This window comes from Nocardiopsis listeri, from assembly GCF_020741345.1.
Classification (GTDB): Bacteria; Actinomycetota; Actinomycetes; order Streptosporangiales; family Streptosporangiaceae; genus Nocardiopsis; species Nocardiopsis listeri_A.
Window position 1 is genome coordinate 19886 of the sequence record NZ_DYZD01000371.1, and the last position, 17770, is coordinate 37655.

11 protein-coding genes and 1 pseudogene are annotated in these 17770 nt (G+C 70.5%); 6 read left to right on the forward strand and 6 right to left on the reverse strand.

Annotated elements, in window-relative coordinates:
• Positions 1-11: 11 nt before the first annotated feature.
• From K8V84_RS19905 to K8V84_RS19925, 5 genes and pseudogenes are all read right to left on the reverse strand, one after another.
• Complete coding sequence (locus K8V84_RS19905; RefSeq protein ID WP_304077183.1) at positions 12-704, reverse strand: hypothetical protein; 693 nt, start codon at positions 702-704, stop codon at positions 12-14.
• On the reverse strand, positions 701-3778 hold the full coding sequence (locus K8V84_RS19910; RefSeq protein ID WP_304077185.1) for a DEAD/DEAH box helicase: 3078 nt from the start codon (positions 3776-3778) through the stop codon (positions 701-703). The genes K8V84_RS19905 and K8V84_RS19910 overlap by 4 nt, the downstream gene beginning before the upstream one ends.
• A gap of 89 nt (positions 3779-3867) precedes the next feature.
• Positions 3868-5262, reverse strand: coding sequence for an MFS transporter (locus K8V84_RS19915; protein WP_304077188.1), 1395 nt, complete (start codon positions 5260-5262; stop codon positions 3868-3870).
• 5 nt (positions 5263-5267) lie between these two features.
• Positions 5268-6083 (reverse strand): glycerophosphodiester phosphodiesterase, encoded by an 816-nt coding sequence (locus K8V84_RS19920; RefSeq protein ID WP_304077191.1) that lies wholly within the window; start codon positions 6081-6083, stop codon positions 5268-5270.
• 54 nt (positions 6084-6137) lie between these two features.
• Positions 6138-7360, reverse strand: a pseudogene (locus tag K8V84_RS19925) (RNA-guided endonuclease InsQ/TnpB family protein).
• A 251-nt stretch (positions 7361-7611) separates the two neighbouring features.
• Between K8V84_RS19925 and K8V84_RS19930 the strand changes: the two are divergent.
• The 5 genes from K8V84_RS19930 (at position 7612) to K8V84_RS19950 (ending at position 13778) form a co-directional block, all read left to right on the forward strand.
• Complete coding sequence (locus K8V84_RS19930; protein ID WP_304077193.1) at positions 7612-8076, forward strand: Rv3235 family protein; 465 nt, start codon at positions 7612-7614, stop codon at positions 8074-8076.
• Positions 8077-8252: 176 nt separating this feature from the next.
• A complete protein-coding gene (locus tag K8V84_RS19935) occupies positions 8253-10151 on the forward strand; it encodes a S9 family peptidase (RefSeq protein ID WP_304077195.1) in 1899 nt (632 codons plus the stop codon).
• Between the two features lie 523 nt (positions 10152-10674).
• Positions 10675-11691: an NlpC/P60 family protein gene (locus K8V84_RS19940; RefSeq protein WP_304077197.1), complete on the forward strand. Its 1017-nt coding sequence runs from the start codon at positions 10675-10677 to the stop codon at positions 11689-11691.
• A 78-nt stretch (positions 11692-11769) separates the two neighbouring features.
• On the forward strand, positions 11770-11937 hold the full coding sequence (locus tag K8V84_RS19945) for a hypothetical protein (RefSeq protein WP_304077199.1): 168 nt from the start codon (positions 11770-11772) through the stop codon (positions 11935-11937).
• A gap of 170 nt (positions 11938-12107) precedes the next feature.
• Complete coding sequence (locus K8V84_RS19950; RefSeq protein ID WP_304077200.1) at positions 12108-13778, forward strand: glycosyltransferase family 2 protein; 1671 nt, start codon at positions 12108-12110, stop codon at positions 13776-13778.
• 198 nt (positions 13779-13976) lie between these two features.
• Here the strand turns inward: K8V84_RS19950 and pstS are convergent, their stop codons facing one another.
• Positions 13977-15128, reverse strand: coding sequence for a phosphate ABC transporter substrate-binding protein PstS (gene pstS, locus K8V84_RS19955; protein ID WP_304077203.1), 1152 nt, complete (start codon positions 15126-15128; stop codon positions 13977-13979).
• Positions 15129-15447: 319 nt separating this feature from the next.
• On the opposite strand from pstS, the gene treY reads away from it, so the two are divergent.
• Positions 15448-17770 (forward strand): malto-oligosyltrehalose synthase (gene treY / locus K8V84_RS19960; protein WP_304077206.1); only part of this gene is annotated, 2323 nt, incomplete at its 3' end.

Below are 17770 nucleotides of genomic sequence, written 5' to 3' on the forward strand. Positions count from 1 at the left end.
GGTCGGACCGTTCAGGGTGCCTCGAATTGGGGGAGCTCGTCGGCGACAAGCCCCGGTGCGGCGGCCCTGACGCGGTCCCCGATGCCTGAGGGGAGGGTGGGAACGGGGGGTTGTGGTATCGGGTCCCAAAAGGAGTCGGGTGAAAACCGATCCGCGGTTATCGCCCCCGCGGCCAAAACGTCACCGGAGCCTTCTTCTCTCGAATGCGAGGAGTTCTCCTCGTCGTTGTCGTCGCCGGGAAGTTCCCTCTCGCCCGTGGAGAGGTCGCGGACCAGCGCGACCAACGACCGTCGGTCCAGGCCCGCCCATCGGGTCAACACGAACGGGTCGACATCGGCCTGCTCGCCCAGTGCCGCGGCCACCGCCCGCAGGTGGGCGCACCGTCCACGCCAGTGGTCGCACGAGCACGTCGTCACCAGGTCCCCCCAGCCGGTCGGGACCAGGTCCAGACCCAACAGCGAGAACACCCGTGCCGCGGCCTCGGGCAGTTCGCCGGCCTGCACACGGGCGCGGAACACCGGCTGGGAGGCCAGCGCGGCACCGACCCGGGTCCACTCCTGCTGCGGCCACACGACGCGGATCAGGCTCACCTCGTGAGCGCCCACCCGAGCCAGTGCCTCGCCGGGGCGCACCCGCAACCCGGTGACGGTCTCGGCGCCTCCGGAGCCCTCCAAGGCCTCGCCCACCAGGGCCGACCAACTCATCCGGCCACCGCCTCGGGCGCCAGGCGCACCACCTCGCGCAGGTCCTGGACCGACAACCCGCCCAGCCACTCCTCGCCGGTGGTCACCGCGGCGTCGGCCAGCGCGCTCTTGCGCTCGATCATCTCGTCCACACGCTCCTCCACGGTGCCCACGCACACCATCTTGCGCACCTGCACGTCGCGACGCTGACCGATCCGGAACGCCCGGTCGGTGGCCTGGTTCTCCACCGCCGGGTTCCACCAGCGGTCCACGTGCACCACGTGGTTGGCGGCGGTCAGGTTCAGCCCGGTTCCGGCGGCCTTGAGGGAGAGCAGGAACACGGCCGGTCCCCGCAGCGTCTGGAAGTGCTCGGTCATGTGCTCGCGGTCGGCCCTGGAGGTGCCTCCGTGCAGCCACAGCACCGGAACCCCCAGCCGGGAACGCAGGTAGGGAGCCAGGCGCTCGCCCCAACGCGCGTACTGGGTGAAGCACAGCGCCTTGTCGCCCTCGGCGACGGCCTCGCCCAGGATCGCCTCCAACCGCTCCAACTTGCCCGAACGCCCCGCCAGGGCCGACCCGTCGCCCAGGAACTGCGCCGGGTGGTTGCAGATCTGCTTGAGCCGCGACATCGTCGCCAACACCAGACCCTTGCGCTCCTTGTCGTCGGCTTCGGCCAGGCGCTCGCTCATCTCGTCCACCACGGCCTTGTACAGCGAGGCCTGTTCGGGGGTGAGCGTGCACCAGGTGCGCATCTGGTGCTTCTCGGGCAGGTCGGCGATGATCGACCGGTCGGTCTTCAACCGGCGCAGTACGAACGGGCCGGTCAGCCGGCGCACCAGGTCGGTGCCGCCACCGTCGCCGCCCGAGCCGCCGGGGCCGTCGAAGGGGGCCGAACCGGCCTCCACCTCTGCCTCGGCACGGTCGGCCACCGCGCGTTGGAAGTCGGCGGCCGTGCCCAACAGTCCGGGGTTGGCGAACTCCATCACCGACCACAGCTCGCCCAGGTTGTTCTCCACCGGGGTTCCGGTGAGCGCGATACGGGTCGCTGCCGGTAGTGAACGCACCGCCCGCGCCTGACGGGTGTCGTGGTTCTTCAACGCCTGCGCCTCGTCGCACACCACTCGGTGCCAGGGCATGCCCGCCAGCTCGTCGGTGTCGCGCGCCACCACCCCGTAGGTGGTGACCACCAGGTCGCAGCCGCCGACGATGCGCGCCATCGCGTTGCCCGTGGGCCGGTCCGGGCCGTGTTGGACGTGCACCCGCAGGTCGGGAGCGAACTTCTCGGCCTCGCGCCGCCAGTTGCCGACCAGCGACACCGGGCACACCAACAGGGTGGGGCCGGGTGCGCGCCCGTCGGCGCGTTCGTCGGTGAGCAACGCCAACAGCTGCACGGTCTTGCCCAGCCCCATGTCGTCGGCGAGCACCGCGCCCAGACCCAGCTCGCCCAGGAACCGCAGCCAGGACGCGCCGCGGTCCTGGTAGGGCCGCAGAGCCCCCTTGAACCCGGCGGGGGTGCCCATGGGACGGGGTTCGGCCTTGGCGCCGCCGTTCAGGAGGGCGCCCAGGGGACCGTCGGCCACCACGTCCGCCACCGGAAGCGGGGCGGGCGCGGCCCCGATGGCGGCCCTCAGCGCCTCTTCCCGTCCCATCCGTCGCCGTGTGCCGCGCCGCATCAGCTCCAGCGCCGAGGCGACCCGCTCGGGGTCCATCTCCATCCACCGGCCGCGCACGCGTACCAGCGAACGTTTGAGCCGGGCCAGTTCGGCCAGCTCGGTGAGTTCGTCCTCGCTCAGCGCGGTGGTGTCCTCGGGGCCGGTCAGCAGTGCCTCGAAGGACACGTCCACCAGGTCCGTGGGGCTCACCCCGCCGCGGCGGCGCCGCCTGGGTTCCTCCGAGACGGTCATCCGCAGGGCCAGGCCGTCGCGCCGGCTCCATTCGGGCAGCACCACGGAGAACCCGGCCTCGGTCAGCCGTCGGGCCCCGTCGCCCACGAAGGCCTGGGCCCCCGAGGTGTCCATGAGCAGTCGGGCCGGGGCCAGGTCCGCCAGGGCCCGGCCCAGGGCGGGCAGGTGGCGGGCGGCCCGGCGCAGGTCCGCCAGAGCGGTGGTGGCCACGTCCCGGGGCAGCCATGCGGAGCCCTCACCGAGCCAGACCTGTTCCAGGGGCAGCCGCAGGCCGGGATCGGTGGTGGAGTGGACCCAGAACTCCAGGGTCCAGGGGCGAGGGCCGTTGCGGGGTCCTTCGGGTTCGGGTTCGCGCAGAACGAACACCAGTCGGGCGCGACCGCCTCCGCGTACCCGGCCCCGCCACTCGCGCAGGGGGCCGCGCAGGGTGTCGGCGGTGTCGTCGTCCACGCGTGTGCGTTCGGTGCTCAGCGCGGTGGCCAGCCGGGCGGCGGGGGAGGACGGCCCCTCCTCGTGGACGTGTTCGGGGGCGCGGGCCAGACGGCGTGCCACGGCGTCGGTGAGCAGTTCCAGGGGCGCCAGCACGCAGGCTCGGGCGGCCTCGGCGCGTGGGGATCCGTCCAGGTGGGCGGTGGCGGCCGGTGGCAGCGCTTCGGTGAGGGCGGACAGGTGTTCCTCGGCGGTGTCCAGCGGGGCGGGCCGCCAGCGGGCACGCGGCGGGGCGCCTACCAGGTCGGGCAGTACGCATCCGGCGTGGACCAGGTGTTCGGCGAAGGCGTGCACGCCGCACAGGTGGACCAGTGCGGGCCCGGCCTCGGGGCGATCGGCGTGGACGGGAGGCGTGCGCAGGGAGGTGAGCAGCAGGTCGGCCCCGGCCGCGTCCAGGGTCAGGGCGGGGACCCGCCGGGTCCCGAATCCGGTGGCCGACCCGGTCGGTGGTGCGGCGGGTGCGTGTGCGTCGAGGTCACCGGACCGGGAATGCAGGGGGAGGCCGTCGGACTCGGGCAGGGTCAGGGACAGCTCGTCCGCGAAGAAGCGCTCTGGTGGCACCCCGGCCTCGGTGAGCATCGCGCGCAGCCCGTCCACGTCCTCGGCGAAGGGGTGCGCGCCCGGCGCCGGGTCGCTCACCGCCGCGCCCTCGGCCCACACCATCAGTGCGTCCTTGGACCACACCCCGTGCAGAACCCGCACCACACCCCCCCGTTGAACACACCCGACGTCGCCGGCCCCAGTATGGCGGGGACCGACGACGTTTGCGTGTTCGGGTGGGCGGCGGGCCCTCAGAGCCTGGCGGGCACGGTGTTGCCCACGGCCAGGATGCCCTCGCGCATGCGCACGCGCCACAGCAGGAAGCCGCCGAGCACGAAGAAGGCCAGCAGCGACAGGATCGCCACCCGGTAGCCACCGGTCATGGCGACCGCGATGGTGACCACCAGGGAACCCAGGAACGTGGAGCCCTTGTCGGAGATCTGGAAGAGGCTGAAGTACTCCGCCTCCCGACCCTTGGGGATGAGCTGGGAGAACATCGAGCGGGCCAGGGACTGGGTGCAGCCCAGCACCAGGCCGATGCCCACGCCCAACGCGATGAACAGGGGCACGTTGCCCGCCGGCATCACGTAACCGAGGCCCACCAACAGGCCCCAGACCACCAGGCTGCCCAGCACGGTCTTCTTGGGGCCGACGCGGTCGGCGATCCTGGCGGTGGCGAACGCCCCGGCGAAGGCCACGAACTGGATGATGAGGATCGTGACGATCAGCACGTCCTGGCTCAGTCCCAGGTCTTGGGTGGCGAAGGGCGCCGCGTAGCGGATCGCGGCCTGGACGCCGTCGTTGAAGAAGATGAAGGCGAACAGGAACAGCACCGTGTTGGGGTATTTGCGCATGTCGCGCACGGTCCGCCCGAACTGGCGCAGTGACTCGCCGACCTTGGCGCGTCCGTCCCCGCGCGCGGCCAGCGCCCCGTAGCGGTTGCGCAGCGGCCTGATCGCCACGACGGTGAACCCGGCCCACCACAGGCCGACCGTGACGAAGGCGATGCGGGCCGCCATGCCGATGTCGTCGGCGGTCAGCACCAGCACCAGGTGCACCGCCAGCAACAGGGCGCCGCCCAGGTAGCCCAGACCCCAACCGAAGGCGGAGACCCGGTCGCGTTCGTCGGCCGTGGCGATCTCCGGCAGGAACGCGTTGTAGACCACGATCGACAGCCCGAACAGCAGGTTGGCGCCCAGGAACAGGATCGAGGCGAGCAGGTAGCCGTCGGTGGCGAAGTACAGCCCGGTGGTGCAGGCCGACCCGGCGACGGCCAGCCACAGCAGCCAGCTCTTCTTGTGACGGGTGTGGTCGGCCAGGGCGCCCACCAGCGGCAACAGGATGATCTGCAGCAGGATCGCCACGGTGGTCAACGCCGGGTACAGCGCGTTGGGGTGGACGCTCAGGAAGTCCAGGCCCAGCGGGGTGAGTGCCAGGGAGGGGTCCCGGCAGGCCTCGGTGTCGGGGGCCCCGGCCGACACGCAGGCCAGGTTGCTCAGGTAGGGGCCGATGAGGACGGTGACGACCGAGGTCATGAACACCGAGTTGGCCCAGTCGTACATGTACCAGCCGCGCTGTTCACGTCTGCGTTGGGCCGGGTCGGGGGAGGGATCCTGCCCTTCGAGCCGGTCGGGGGTGGTGGACATGGGGGCTATCCGTTCTTCGGGGTGGGGCGCGTGTCCTGGTTCCAGCGGCCCCGTCGGATGAGCAGGTCGCGCAGGGCGCAGGTGTTGTCGGTGACGATGCCGTCGACACCGGCGTCCAGGAGGCGTTCCATCACCTCGGGTTCGTTGATGGTCCACACGTGCACCTGCATGCCGATCCGGTGCGCGGTTCGGATGACGTCCCGACTCAGCAACGGGAACCCGTTGCGTTCCAGCGGGATCTGGGCGCACACCGGGGTGCGCCCGGCGACGGGACGCAGCAGGACCGACAGGGAGGCCACGCGCAGACGGGCCACGTCCACGGGGCCGCAGGAGGTGGCCACGCGAGGACCGTACAACCGTCGGGCCCGGTCCAGGCGGTCCTGGTCGAAGGAGCCCACGCACACCCGGTCCCAGGCGTTGGTGCGGCGCAGCACCTCCAGCAGGGGCAGGACGGCGCCGTCCGACTTCAGGTCGATGTTGAAGTGGGCCTCGGGCCAGGTACCGAGCAGGTCCTCGAGCAGGGGCACGGGTTCCTTGCCGGCCACGCGCGCGCGGGCCACCTCGGCGTGGGACAGGGCGGAGATGGCGCCGGCGCGGTCGGTGGTGCGGTCCAGGGTGTCGTCGTGGAAGGCCATGAGCACACCGTCTCGGGTGGCGTGTACGTCCGTCTCCAGGTACGTGTAACCGAGGTCGACGGCGTGTTGGAAGGCCACCGCCGTGTTCTCCAGTTCGGTGCGGCGCACCCCCTGGTCGTCGGTGAGCCACCCGCCTCGGTGCGCGAGGGCCACGGGGACTGGGGAGGAAAGGTAGGCGTGTGTCACGTCGTCCAGTTTGGCTTCCTCCTCTGCCTGAAGGAAGAGGATTCGGGCAACCACCTACCGGTGGTTCGAGGCTTTCGCCTCGTCACGGGTCGCCCCGTGGCCTTCCTGTTTCGACGCCGATCGCCTCGTCCGGGAGGATTCCCGTTGAGGTCTCACATCGGCTCCACAGGCAGATGCCGCCGGCCCGGCGGCCTTGAGATTGATCGCCGCGTTCACGTCACGGTCATGGGTGGTGCCACAGCGCTCGCACGTCCAGGTGCGCACGTTCAACGGCAACCGGGCACGCACGTGCCCGCACCCGGGGGCCGAACACATCCTGGTCGAGGGGAAGAGCCGGTCCACCACGACCAACTCCCGCCCGTACCAGCCGCTCTCGTACTCCAACATCCTGCGGAACTCGCTCCAGGCCGCGTCCGAGATGGCGCGGGCCAGGGTGCGGTTCTTGACCAGGTTGCGCACGGTCAGGTCCTCGATCACGACCACTTGGTTCTCGCGGACCAATCGAGTGGTGAGCTGGTGCAGGAAGTCCTTCCTGCGGTCGGTGATGCGGGCGTGCACCCGCGCCACTTTCTTGCGGGCCTTGGCCCGGTTCGCACTGCCCCTGGCCTTGCGGGACAGGGAGCGTTGCGCCTTGGCCAGGCGGGTCCGATCCCGCTGTTCGTGCCGGGGGTTGGCGATCTTCTCCCCGGTGGACAACGTCACCAGGGACGTGATCCCCGCATCGACCCCGACCACGTCTTCTGACGCCGGGGCGGCTGTGATGGTGTCCTGGCACAGCAGTGACGCGAACCAGCGTCCCGCGAGATGGTCACCGTGGACGGCACCGCACCCTCCGGCAGGGGGCGCGACCACACGATGTCCAACGGCTGGTCCATCTTGGCCAGGGTGAGTTTCCCGTTCCGGTAGCGGAACGCGCTCGGGGTGTACTCCGCCGAGGCCCGCGACTTCTTTTTCGACTTGAACCTGGGGTATCCGGCGCGCCCCGCGAAGAAGTTCGAGAATGCCCCTTGCAGATGCCGCAGGGTCTGTTGGAGTGGGACGCTGGAGACCTCGGTGAGAAACCCCAGTTCGTTGGTCTTCTTCCATCCGGTGAGCATGGTCGAGGTCGCGTTGTATCCCACCCGCTCCCGGTGCTGTTCCCAGGCCTGGGAGCGGGCGGCGAGGGCTTTGTTGTAGACCAGGCGCACACACCCGAACGTGCGCGACAGCTGCGCCGCCTGCACGTGGGTGGGGTAGAAGCGGTACCGAAAGGCCCGCTTCACGATCTTCCTGGCCATGGTTCATGTTTTAGCAGCCTGGTGGCCGGTACACACCCCGAACATGGAAAGAAGAGGGAGTTTCCTCCCCACCCGTGAAGTGCGGGGTATCCACCCCCAACAGACCGATGACGGTTGTGGCGTCGGGGGCGTTCGCGGTGGCCGGGTCGTGTGCGAACGGGAAAGCCGGAATGCCAGGTGGCACGGGCGCGGGTTCGGCCGCTCCTTGAAGGGGTGTAGGCGGTTCGTCCCCCTGAGGAAGGGAACTGTTCATGTCGCACTCCTGTGAGACCCACCGTTGCCACCGTGCCTCCTGTGAGGGTCGGCGCTCGTCATGGGCTCCGACGCGCACCCCCGCGCGTACCCCGCTGCGGCGTATGTCGGTGGGTCGTTGCGGTGCGCCGCTGTTGGAGGGCCACCGCACGCCCGCCGACGTGCACCGGCTCGCCCAGCACATGGCCGAGGTGCTGGTGGGTCGCCGTGCGCCCGAGGTGTTGCGCGCGCACCTGACCGTGCCTGTGCGCGAGGAGTTGCGCCGGTTGCGGGGCAGCGTCGTCTGCGTGATGACACCGCGCCTGACCAGGGTCTTCCACCAGCCGCTGGGCAGGGACGGGATGGAGGCCAGTGCGGTGATCGACTGTGGCGATCGCGCGCGGGTGTTCGCCTTCCGGCTGCGCAAGGAGGAGGGGCGGTGGGTCTGCACGAGGTTGGAGACCGACCGACGCGGCCGACGGTGAGGGGAGCACTCACCGAATCCGTCCGAAAAGCCGGAATGGTCATGGATTTTCCACGGTGGGCGTGGATAAGGTCCCCAAGGAAACGTCCCCCTGCCCGGGGGCCGGCCCGGCCGACGGGTTCCCAGTACCCAAGGGAAGGAGACGGCGGGCGGCACCCCGCGCCCGCCACTCATCGTATGAAACCCGCTGACATCGCACATCTGCACAGCATCAGCGCACCGTCCCTGGCACCCGACGGCTCCCGCGCCGTCTTCGCCCTGGTCCGCCCGGACCTGGAGGAGGACGCCTATCTCGGCTCCCTGTGGAGCATGGCCACCGACGGCTCCGAGCGACCGCGTCGACTCACCCGTGGGCTTCGAGACCGCGCCCCCCGTCACTCCCCGGACGGCCGCTGGATCGCCTTCCTGCGCCCGGACGAGAACAAGAGAGCGCAGATCCACGTCCTGCCCGCCGACGGCGGCGAGGCCTGGAAGATCACCGACCACCCGCTCGGTGCCGGTGACTTCTCCTGGAGCCCCGACTCCACCCGGCTGGCCTATACCGTGCGGGTTCCCGAGGAGGGGCGCTATGTCGACGGGACCCCCGACCAGGAGGCGCCGCGTCGGATCGGCACCCTCAAGTACCGGATCGACAACCTGGGCTTCATCGTCGACCGGTGGCAGCAGATCTTCGTCAGCGCCCCGATCGATCCCACCGGTGAGGTGGGCGAACCGGTCCAGGTGACCCACGCCGAAGCCGACCACGGCCGTCCCCTCTGGACGCCCGACGGCACCGAGCTGGTCTTCGACGCGTCCCTGCACGCCGGCAGGGACCACGACCTCTACGAGGACCTGTGGGCCTGCGCCCCGGAGGAGGGCGCCGAGCTCCGTCGTGTCACGCGGGGCGACCTGGGCGTGGTGTCGGTGGCCCTGTCCTCGGACGGGGCCACGGTGTACTTCGTCGCCGACGAGCTCGGCGACGACGGCACCGACTTCGTGGGTCGGGTCGGTGGCGTGTGGTCGATGCCCTTGGACGGCTCCCGCGAGCCTCGTCGTCTGACCGACACCGAAGGCCCGCGCGTCAACGGCCTGGGCGTCCTGGCCACGGACCGGGGCGTGCTGGTGGCGGGGGAGAACCGCGGGGCCGTCGAGCTGTACCGGATCACCCCCGAGGGGGAGCGCACCACCCTGCTGGGCGGGCGTGTGGAGGTGCAGGGCTTCGACCACGCCGGCGGGGTCACCGTCGCGGTGGCCGCGGGCGAGCACGACAGCGGTGAGCTGTACGTGGTCGAGGACGGCGGGGCCCGTGCCCTGACCTCGTTCTTCGAGGGTGTGGAGCCGCTCCCGGTCACCGAGTTGGTCGCGCACGCCCCCGACGGCCACCCGGTGCACGGTTGGGTGTCCACCCCCCGGGGCGAGGGCCCCCACCCGGTGATCCTCATGATCCACGGAGGACCCTTCGCCCAGTACGGGTGGCAGCTCTTCGACGAGACGCAGGTGTACACCGAGGCCGGGTACGCGGTGGTCTACTGCAACCCGCGAGGTTCGTCCGGCTACGGGCAGGAGCACGGGCGGGCGATCATCGGTTCGGTCGGGGCGGTCACGGCCACCGACCTGCTGGCCTTCCTGGACTCCGCGCTGGAGGACGAGCGACTGGACGGTTCCCGGGTCGGAGTGCACGGGGGTTCGCACGGCGGGTTCATGACGACCTGGATGGCCGCGCACCACGGTGAGCGGTTCCGGGCCGCGATCAGTGAGCGCGCCGTCAACGCCATCGACAGCTTCCAGGGGGCGTCCGACATCGGGTCGTTCTTCCCCGAAGCGCTGTACGGGCCGCCGGACTCCTGGGCCAAGGAGAGCCCGCTCACCTACGCCGACCAGATCGACAAGCCGTTCCTGATCATCCACTCCGAACAGGACTGGCGCTGTCCGCTGGAGCAGGCCCAGCGGTTGTTCGTCTCGCTCAGGAAGCGCGGGCACGAGGCACAGATGCTGCTCTTCCCGGGGGAGGGGCACGAGCTGTCGCGTTCGGGTCTGCCCAGTCACCGGGTGGCCCGATTCGAGGCGATCCTGGACTGGTGGAGGACGCACGTGTAGGGGTGTTCGCCAGGGCGCCCGTCCAGGGCGCCCGGCAGGTCGGGGGTCGGATGCGCACGTGTGTTCGGCCCCCTTCCCGCGTTCGGTGTGAGTCGCGTCACGGTCAAGTGGGGCCTTGGTCTGGTTTTGGCCTCGATTCTTCGGGAAGAATGCGCCCTCATCCTCGCCCGCTGGGGGATTCCCGAACAAATGACACTCACTCGCAGGTCAGCGGGGGTCCCAATGGAAGGTCACGAAAAGGTCGCGTACACCCCGGGGGATGAATTAGTGTTCCCTCAGGTCGGTTCGCCCCGATTCGTCGCCGCCCGGTGACAGTGTTCCGGCCTGCCGTTGCACTCTGCTCAGCTCGCTCAACAGCCGCCCTTTTCCCAGGAGCAGAGGCCGTCACGACGCTCGGCGACCCCTCGCGGCCCGTCTTCGCCGCCCGCCGGATCCCCTCACGCGCATCCCGACGCCGACCATCGGCGTGTCTTCGGGCTGCCCTGTGTCGGTAAACGGGTGTGGGAGAAAGGCAGTCGGTGCTTTGACTCGCAACCCCGAACCCACCCGCCGTCTCACCACGGTCGGCTTCGTCGCGCTGGGCGCCGTGGTGCTCTCCAGCGGTGTGGCGTTGGCCGACCCCTCCGAGTCGGAGGCCCGGGAGCGTTACGAAGAGCTCCAGGAGGAGTTGTCGGTCCTCAACGAGGCCTACAACACCGCAGAAGAGGACCACGCGGCCGCCGAGGAAGAGCTCGCAGACCTGCAGGAACAGCTCGAAGAGGCGCAGCAGGCCCTCGACGACCGATCGGAGCGCATCTCCGGCATCGTGCAGAGCTCCTACACCAACGGCTCCGGTGGCGGCTTCGACATCTTCTTCGGTGGTGACGCCGACAGCGCGCTGCAGAACATCGCCGACGTCGACTTCATCTCCGCCGGACAGCAGGAGATGCTGTCCGACTACGTGATCGACGTCGACCACGCCGAGGAGCTGTACAACGCCGCCCAGGACACCGAGGAGGAGGCCGCCGAGGCCCTCACCGCGGCCGAGGAGGCCATGACCCAGGGCGAGAGCGCCCTGGACGAACAGGCCGAGGTCCTGGAGCGGCTGGGCGGGGTCGACCCGACCGCCTCACAGGCCTCCACCACCTCCGCCGACTCGGGTTCCTCCGGCTCCTCCGGTGGCACGGCCGCGGTCTCCGGTGACGTGCAGGCCGTCCTCGACTTCGCCCGCGCCCAGATCGGCAAGCCCTACGTGTGGGGCGGTACCGGGCCCGACGGCTACGACTGTTCCGGGCTGACCCAGGCCGCTTGGTCACAGGCCGGCGTGAGCCTGCCGCGCACCACCTATGACCAGGTCAACGCGGGCACCTCGGTCTCGCGCGATCAGCTCCAGCCGGGCGACCTGCTGTTCTTCTACAGCGCCTCCGCCCCGAGCCACGTGGGCATCTACTCCGGCAACGGCAGGATGATCCACGGCTCCAACCCGTCCAAACCGTTGGAGGAGATCGACCTGGCCTCCTACTGGGACAGCGTCTTCACCGGCGCCGTTCGACCGGGCTAGCGGGAGCCCCGGCTCATCGCCGTGTGGGGAGGTGAGCCGGGGTGTCCCCGGTCCGCGGGGTCGCGTATTCTTCCCCGCATGGGACGACTCATCCTTCAGGTCGCCGCGGGTGTGGCGGTGGTGATCGGCGTTTTCTGGATCTTGTCGGTGCTTGTGGGTCTGCTGGTGTGGTTGCTGATGATCGCCCTGGTCATCGGTGTGGTCTTCCTGGGCATCAAGATGCTCCAGACCGATTCGCGTCACTGAACCCGCCCGAGTGGGGGCCTTCTCCGGGATCGGCGGAGGAAATGGCGAGAAACCGACACAGCGGGCGAGCGTGACGCTCACACCAGGTGAGGAATCATCGCTATAGTGACTCTGTGTCACTGAATAAGCACGTAGGGTCTCATGTCGACGGGGTGTCGCACCGCGGCCGGGTGGAACGGGTCACCGCCCGGGTCTTCCGCAACGACTGGAACGCGCTGACGCCCCCCACCACCGGCCGCTGGACACCGGAACTGACGGTGAGCGTCGTCATCCCCGCCCGTGGTGGCCAGGACCGACTCGACCTCGCCCTGGCCTCCCTGTCCGTTCAGACCTACCCCGACCACCTCCTGGAGGTCGTGGTCGTGGACGACCACTCCTCACCACCCCTGCGCCTACCCGAACACCGTCCCCGCCGATGCCGGATCGTGCCCGCCCCCGACCACGGCTGGGGCGCCGGATACGCCCGCGCCTACGGGGCCCACGCCAGCACCGGCGACATCCTCGTGTGGATGGACGCCGACATGGTCGCCACCCGCGACTTCGTCGAGGCGCAGGCCCGCTGGCTGCACGCCCACGCCGAGTGCGTCACCTTGGGCCGCGTCCGCTTCAGCGACACCGAACCCGAGAGCGTCGGAGCCCTCCTGGACGCCCTGCGTTCGGGAGGGCCGGAGCGGATCCTGACCGACGACCGACGCCACGCGTGGGTCGAGCAACTCCTGGACCACAGCGACCGGCTGCGCGAGGCCGATCATCTCGGCTTCCACGCCCACGTCGGCGCGGCGGCCGCTCTGCGACGCAGCCTCTACGAGGCCGCCGGTGGCGTGGACCCCGACCTCGACCTGGGGCAGGACACCGAGTTCGGCTATCGCCTGTGGCAGGCCGGCGCGGTCATGGTGCCCGAACCCGCCGCCACCGCCTGGCACGTGGGCCCGGCCGTCACCGCCCGCACCCGTCTGCCCTCCGAGCGCTTTCGCACCGAGGTCCTGGCCGAACTCATGCCGCACCCGCACGCCTACCGCGAACGGGTACCCGTAGAACGGCGCCGCATCCCGCTCGTGCACGCCGTGGTCGACATCTCCGGAGCCTCCTACGACTTGGCGCGCGGCTGCGTGGACCGACTGCTGGGCGGCACCGAGACCGATCTGGTGGTCACTCTGGTGGCCGACTGGGCGGGGGTGCGCGAGACGACCCTCGAACACCAGGGTCTGGACCTGCGCCTGATCCAGGCCAACTACCTGCGCGAGCCCCGCATCACCTTCGCCTCGGTCGCCCCGCGTACCGGCTTCCCCTCCCCGTTCCTGCTCCAGTTGCCGGTGGCCTGGGGGTTGGGCGAGCTGACCCTGTCACGGTTGTTGGCCGGCGCCGAACGTTCCCGCTCCGGTCTCATCGAGCTCTTCCAGGCCTCCTCGCCCACACGGGACGCGGGGGTGCGGTTGTGGCGCACCCGCGCCCTGGCCCGGGCCATGCGGGTACGGCGAGAGGGCGAGGAACTGACCGACGTGGTCGCCCAACTGCACGGGCGCTACCGCATCCACGGCGGCGAGGGCACCCTGACCGATCTGACCCTGCACCGTTCGGTGCCGCCGATGCCCAGACCGGCGCCCGAGACCCGATACGAGGACGACCCGAGTGTTCCGGGTGACCCGGAGGCGGAACGGACCGGGCGTGGCATGGTCGAGGACCACCATCCGCAGGAGGAAGCCCCGCACGGTAGGGCGCGACGGCGCGGGCTGGGCCGACGGATCCGGGCGCTCTGGCACCGGGCCTGCCGCGCCTGTGGTCGGGAGATGCCCGAGGAGGACGGGACCGACGGTCCTGGAGGTCCGCCCACGGCCGGGTAGATGGGGGAAGACACCCACCCGAACGGGGACGGACCCCTTCGTACACCGTCCACTCCGCACCATCGGTGACTCTGAGCAATGCGGTCTGCGCACAAGGTATCGGATCGCGAACGCGAAACGGGCGCGCCATGGTGTCGACGCGCCCGCGGTCCTCACCCCTATCGAAGATCCCCGCAGGTGGGGGCCCATGCCCTTCGATCAGGAGTTGATCGCCTCGATCGAGGCCAACAGGCTCTCGCGCAGGTCGTCGTTGACCGGGGTGGAGTCGGTCTCGGCGGAGGCCGCCTCCTGGCCCTCGGGGCTGACCACGTACTTCAGGAACGCCTTGACCCGCTCGGCCTCACCCTCGTCCGGGTAGTCCAGGCAGGCCGTCTCATAGCTGACCAGGACCAGCGGGTAGCTCCCCGACTCGGTGGTGCCGTAGTCCAGGTCCAACGCCAGGTCGTACTCGCCGGTGTTCTCCTCGCGGCGCGGGGAGTCGGCCACGACCTGGGCGGCCGCGTCGGGGGCGATCTCCACGAACTCGTCGCCCACACCGATGTTCGCGGCGGACAGGCCGTGCAGGTGCGACATCTCCACGTACCCGATGGCGCCGTCGGCGCGCGAGACGGTGTCGGCGATACCGCTGTTGCCCTGCGCGGACTCGCGCGGGGCCAGCGGCCACTGGCCACCGGGCTCGTGCGGCCAGGAGTCGGGGGCGGCTTCGGACAGGTACCGGGTGAAGTTCTCAGTGGTGCCGGAGTCGTCGGCCCGGCTCACCTGGGTGATGGCCAGGTCGGGCAGGTCCGCGTCCGGGTTGTCCTCGGCGATCTCCGGGTCGTTCCAGTGCGTGATGTCCTGGTTGAAGATCTTGGCCAGGACGTCGGGGCTCAGGTTGAGCGAATCCACGCCCTCGATGTTGAACACCACCGCGATGGCCACCACGTAGGCGGGCAGGTTGATGGTGTCGGAATCACCGCAACGTGCGAGGGCGTCGGTGTTCTCGTCGGGGTCCATGGCCGAGTCCGTCCCGGCGAAGGCCACCGCGCCGTCGATGAACTGGTTGCGCCCACCACCCGAGCCGATCGAGTCGTAGTAGATGCGCGCGTCCTCGCAGGCCGACTGGAAACCCGCGATCCAGGTGGTCATCGCGTTCTCCTGGGCACTGGAACCGGCGCCGTTCAGGCTGCCGGAGAAGCACTCCAGGTCGTCGGGGACCGCCGGCGTCGCGCCCTGGACGGCGTCATCGCCGCCGCAGGCGGTGGTCGCCAGCATCAACCCGGCCAGTGCGGCCGAGGCGGCGCCCCGGTAGACGTTGGCCCGGCGTCCGGGACGGTCCTGGGTGCGGGTGCGCTTGTTGGGCGGGAGCACGCTGCTTCTATCCCCTTCGTCGGTGGCGGTGGTCCTCGTCGTCTTCACCGTCGGCCGCCGATATCCGGCGCGTTGTCGCTGGTAATGGAACACCGCCGATGAATTCAACCATGATCGGACCGCCTTCCCCAACGCGGGTGTGTGTGGAACCGGACGCATCCGTGGCGACTCGGAGGACTATAGGTGTACAAGAGGTGAACGAGGGGTTTTCGACCGGTGAAAGTTGACGGGACGCGCCCTGGAGACGGGTTCCGAGCGGGCCCGTCACCAGGGACGGAACGGTGTGCATGACACGCCGACGACCTGGGCACGGAATCCGATGATGAGCGCTGACAGAACGCCCCACGGCCCACCCGCGTCCACCTACCGCCTGCAGTTGGGCCCCGATCTGACCCTGGACGAGGCCGCCGGATCGCTGGACCACCTGCACCGGATGGGAGTGGACGCCGTCTACCTCTCACCCGTGCTGGCCGCCACCCCCGGATCCGACCACGGGTACGACGTGGTCGACCCCACACGGGTCTCCGAGGTCCTGGGTGGAGCGGCCGCGCTGGAGGCGTTCGCCGAGCGCGCCCACGCCCTGGGGATGGCGGTGGTCGTCGACATCGTCCCCAACCACATGTCGGTCGCCCGACCCGACGCGAACCCTTGGTGGTGGGACGTGCTCGCCAACGGGCGCGATTCCGTCTACGCCCGGTGCTTCGACATCGACTTCGAGTCCGGACCCGTCCTGATCCCGGTCCTGGGCGACGACGGTGACGACGCACGCGCCGCCCTGACCGAACTCACCATCGCCGACGGCCACCTGGTCTATTTCGACAAACGCTTCCCCCTGGCCGAAGGCACCCACACGCCCGGCGACGACGTGGCCGACGTCCACCTGCGCCAGCACTATCGGCTGGTGTCCTGGCGGCGCGGCGACGGCGAACTCAACTACCGGCGCTTCTTCGACGTCGATCACCTGGCCGCGGTGCGGGTGGAGGACCCCGGAGTCTTCGACGCCACCCACGCCGAGATCCTGCGCTGGGGCCGCGAAGGCCTGGTCGACGGGCTGCGCGTGGACCACGTCGACGGACTCAGCGACCCCGGCGGATACCTGCGTCGTCTGGCCGAACGCTTCGACGGCTGGATCGTGGTGGAGAAGATCCTCGCCCCGGGTGAGGACCCGCCCGCGTCCTGGCCGGTCGCCGGAACCACCGGCTACGACGCCCTGCGCCAGGTGTGCGGGGTGTTCGTCGACCCCGGCGCCGAACCGGTCCTGACCGCCCTGGCGCGCGATCACGGGGTGGCCACCGACGTCGCCGAGATCGACACCCGGGCGCGGGGCCGCGCGGCAGGGGAGCTCCTGCGCGCGGAGGTGCGCCGCATCGCCGCCCTCACCCCACCGGAAGGCACCGACCCCCGCAGGGCGGAGGAGGCGGTGGCCGAACTCCTGGTCTCCTTCGACGTCTACCGCTCCTACCTGCCCGAAGGCGAGGCCGACTGGGCGCGCGCCGTACGCGCCGCCGCCGACCGCCGCCCCGACCTGGAACCGGTCCTGAAGGGCATCGACCGCTCGGTGCGCTCCGACCCCCACGGTGAACTCGCCCGCCGCGTCCAACAGACCAGCGGCATGGTCGTGGCCATGGGCACCGAGAACACCGCCTTCTACCGAGGCACCCGATTCGTGGCCCTCAACGAGGTCGGCGGCGACCCGGCCGCCTTCGGGACGAGTGTGGCCGACCTCCACGCCGCGCAACTGCGCCGAGAGGCCACCGAACCGCACACCATGACCACCCTGTCCACCCACGACACCAAACGCTCCGAGGACGTGCGCGCCCGCCTGGCCGTGCTCTCGGAGATCCCCGGGGACTTCGCCGACGCCGTACGCCGATGGAGCCCGCGCGCGCCCCTGCCCGAGCCGTCCCTGGACCTGCTGGGCTGGCAGACCCTCCTGGGGGCCTGGCCCATCGACGACGAGCGATTGACCGCGTACCTGCTCAAGGCCGCCCGTGAGGCGCGCCTGGGGACCTCCTGGACCGACCAGGACCCCGAGTTCGAGGAACGGATCCGTTCCTGGCCCGACCGGCTGCGCGCCGACGCCGACCTGTACGCCGAGGTGCGCGCGTTCGCCGAGTCCATCACCGCGCCCGGATGGAGCAACGCCCTGGGACAGAAGGCCGTCCAGCTGCTCGGTCCCGGGGTGCCCGACGTCTACCAGGGCACCGAACTGTGGGACCTGTCCCTGGTCGATCCCGACAACCGGCGTCCCGTGGACCACCGGGCGCGCGCCGAACCCCTGGCCAGGATCGAGGCGGGGTGGCGTCCGCGCGTCGACGCCGACGGCGCGGCCAAACTCCACCTGGTCCGCACCTGTCTGACGGCCCGCCGTGACCTGCGACCCACCGGCTACCTGCCGTTGAGCGCGGAAGGGCCGGCCGCCGATCACGCGTTGGTCTTCGCCCGCACCACCCGTGGCTCCCACGACCCCGCCCTGGCGGTGGTCGCCACCCGTCTGCCGCTGACCCTGGCCGACGCCGGTGGCTGGGCCGACACCGTCGTGCCGCTGCCCTCGGGACCGGGGGACTGGGTCGACCTGCTGACCGGCCGCCCCATCGTGCCCGAGCGCATGGACGGCCTCACCACCGCCCACCTCGCCGAGG

Coding starts and splice junctions, on each gene's coding strand:
- K8V84_RS19915 (WP_304077188.1), bottom strand. CDS start 5,262: ATGTCCACCACCCCCGACCGGCTCGAAGGGCAGGATCCCTCCCCCGAC.
- K8V84_RS19930 (WP_304077193.1), top strand. CDS start 7,612: ATGTCGCACTCCTGTGAGACCCACCGTTGCCACCGTGCCTCCTGTGAG.
- K8V84_RS19935 (WP_304077195.1), top strand. CDS start 8,253: ATGAAACCCGCTGACATCGCACATCTGCACAGCATCAGCGCACCGTCC.
- K8V84_RS19905 (WP_304077183.1), bottom strand. CDS start 704: ATGAGTTGGTCGGCCCTGGTGGGCGAGGCCTTGGAGGGCTCCGGAGGC.
- K8V84_RS19945 (WP_304077199.1), top strand. CDS start 11,770: ATGGGACGACTCATCCTTCAGGTCGCCGCGGGTGTGGCGGTGGTGATC.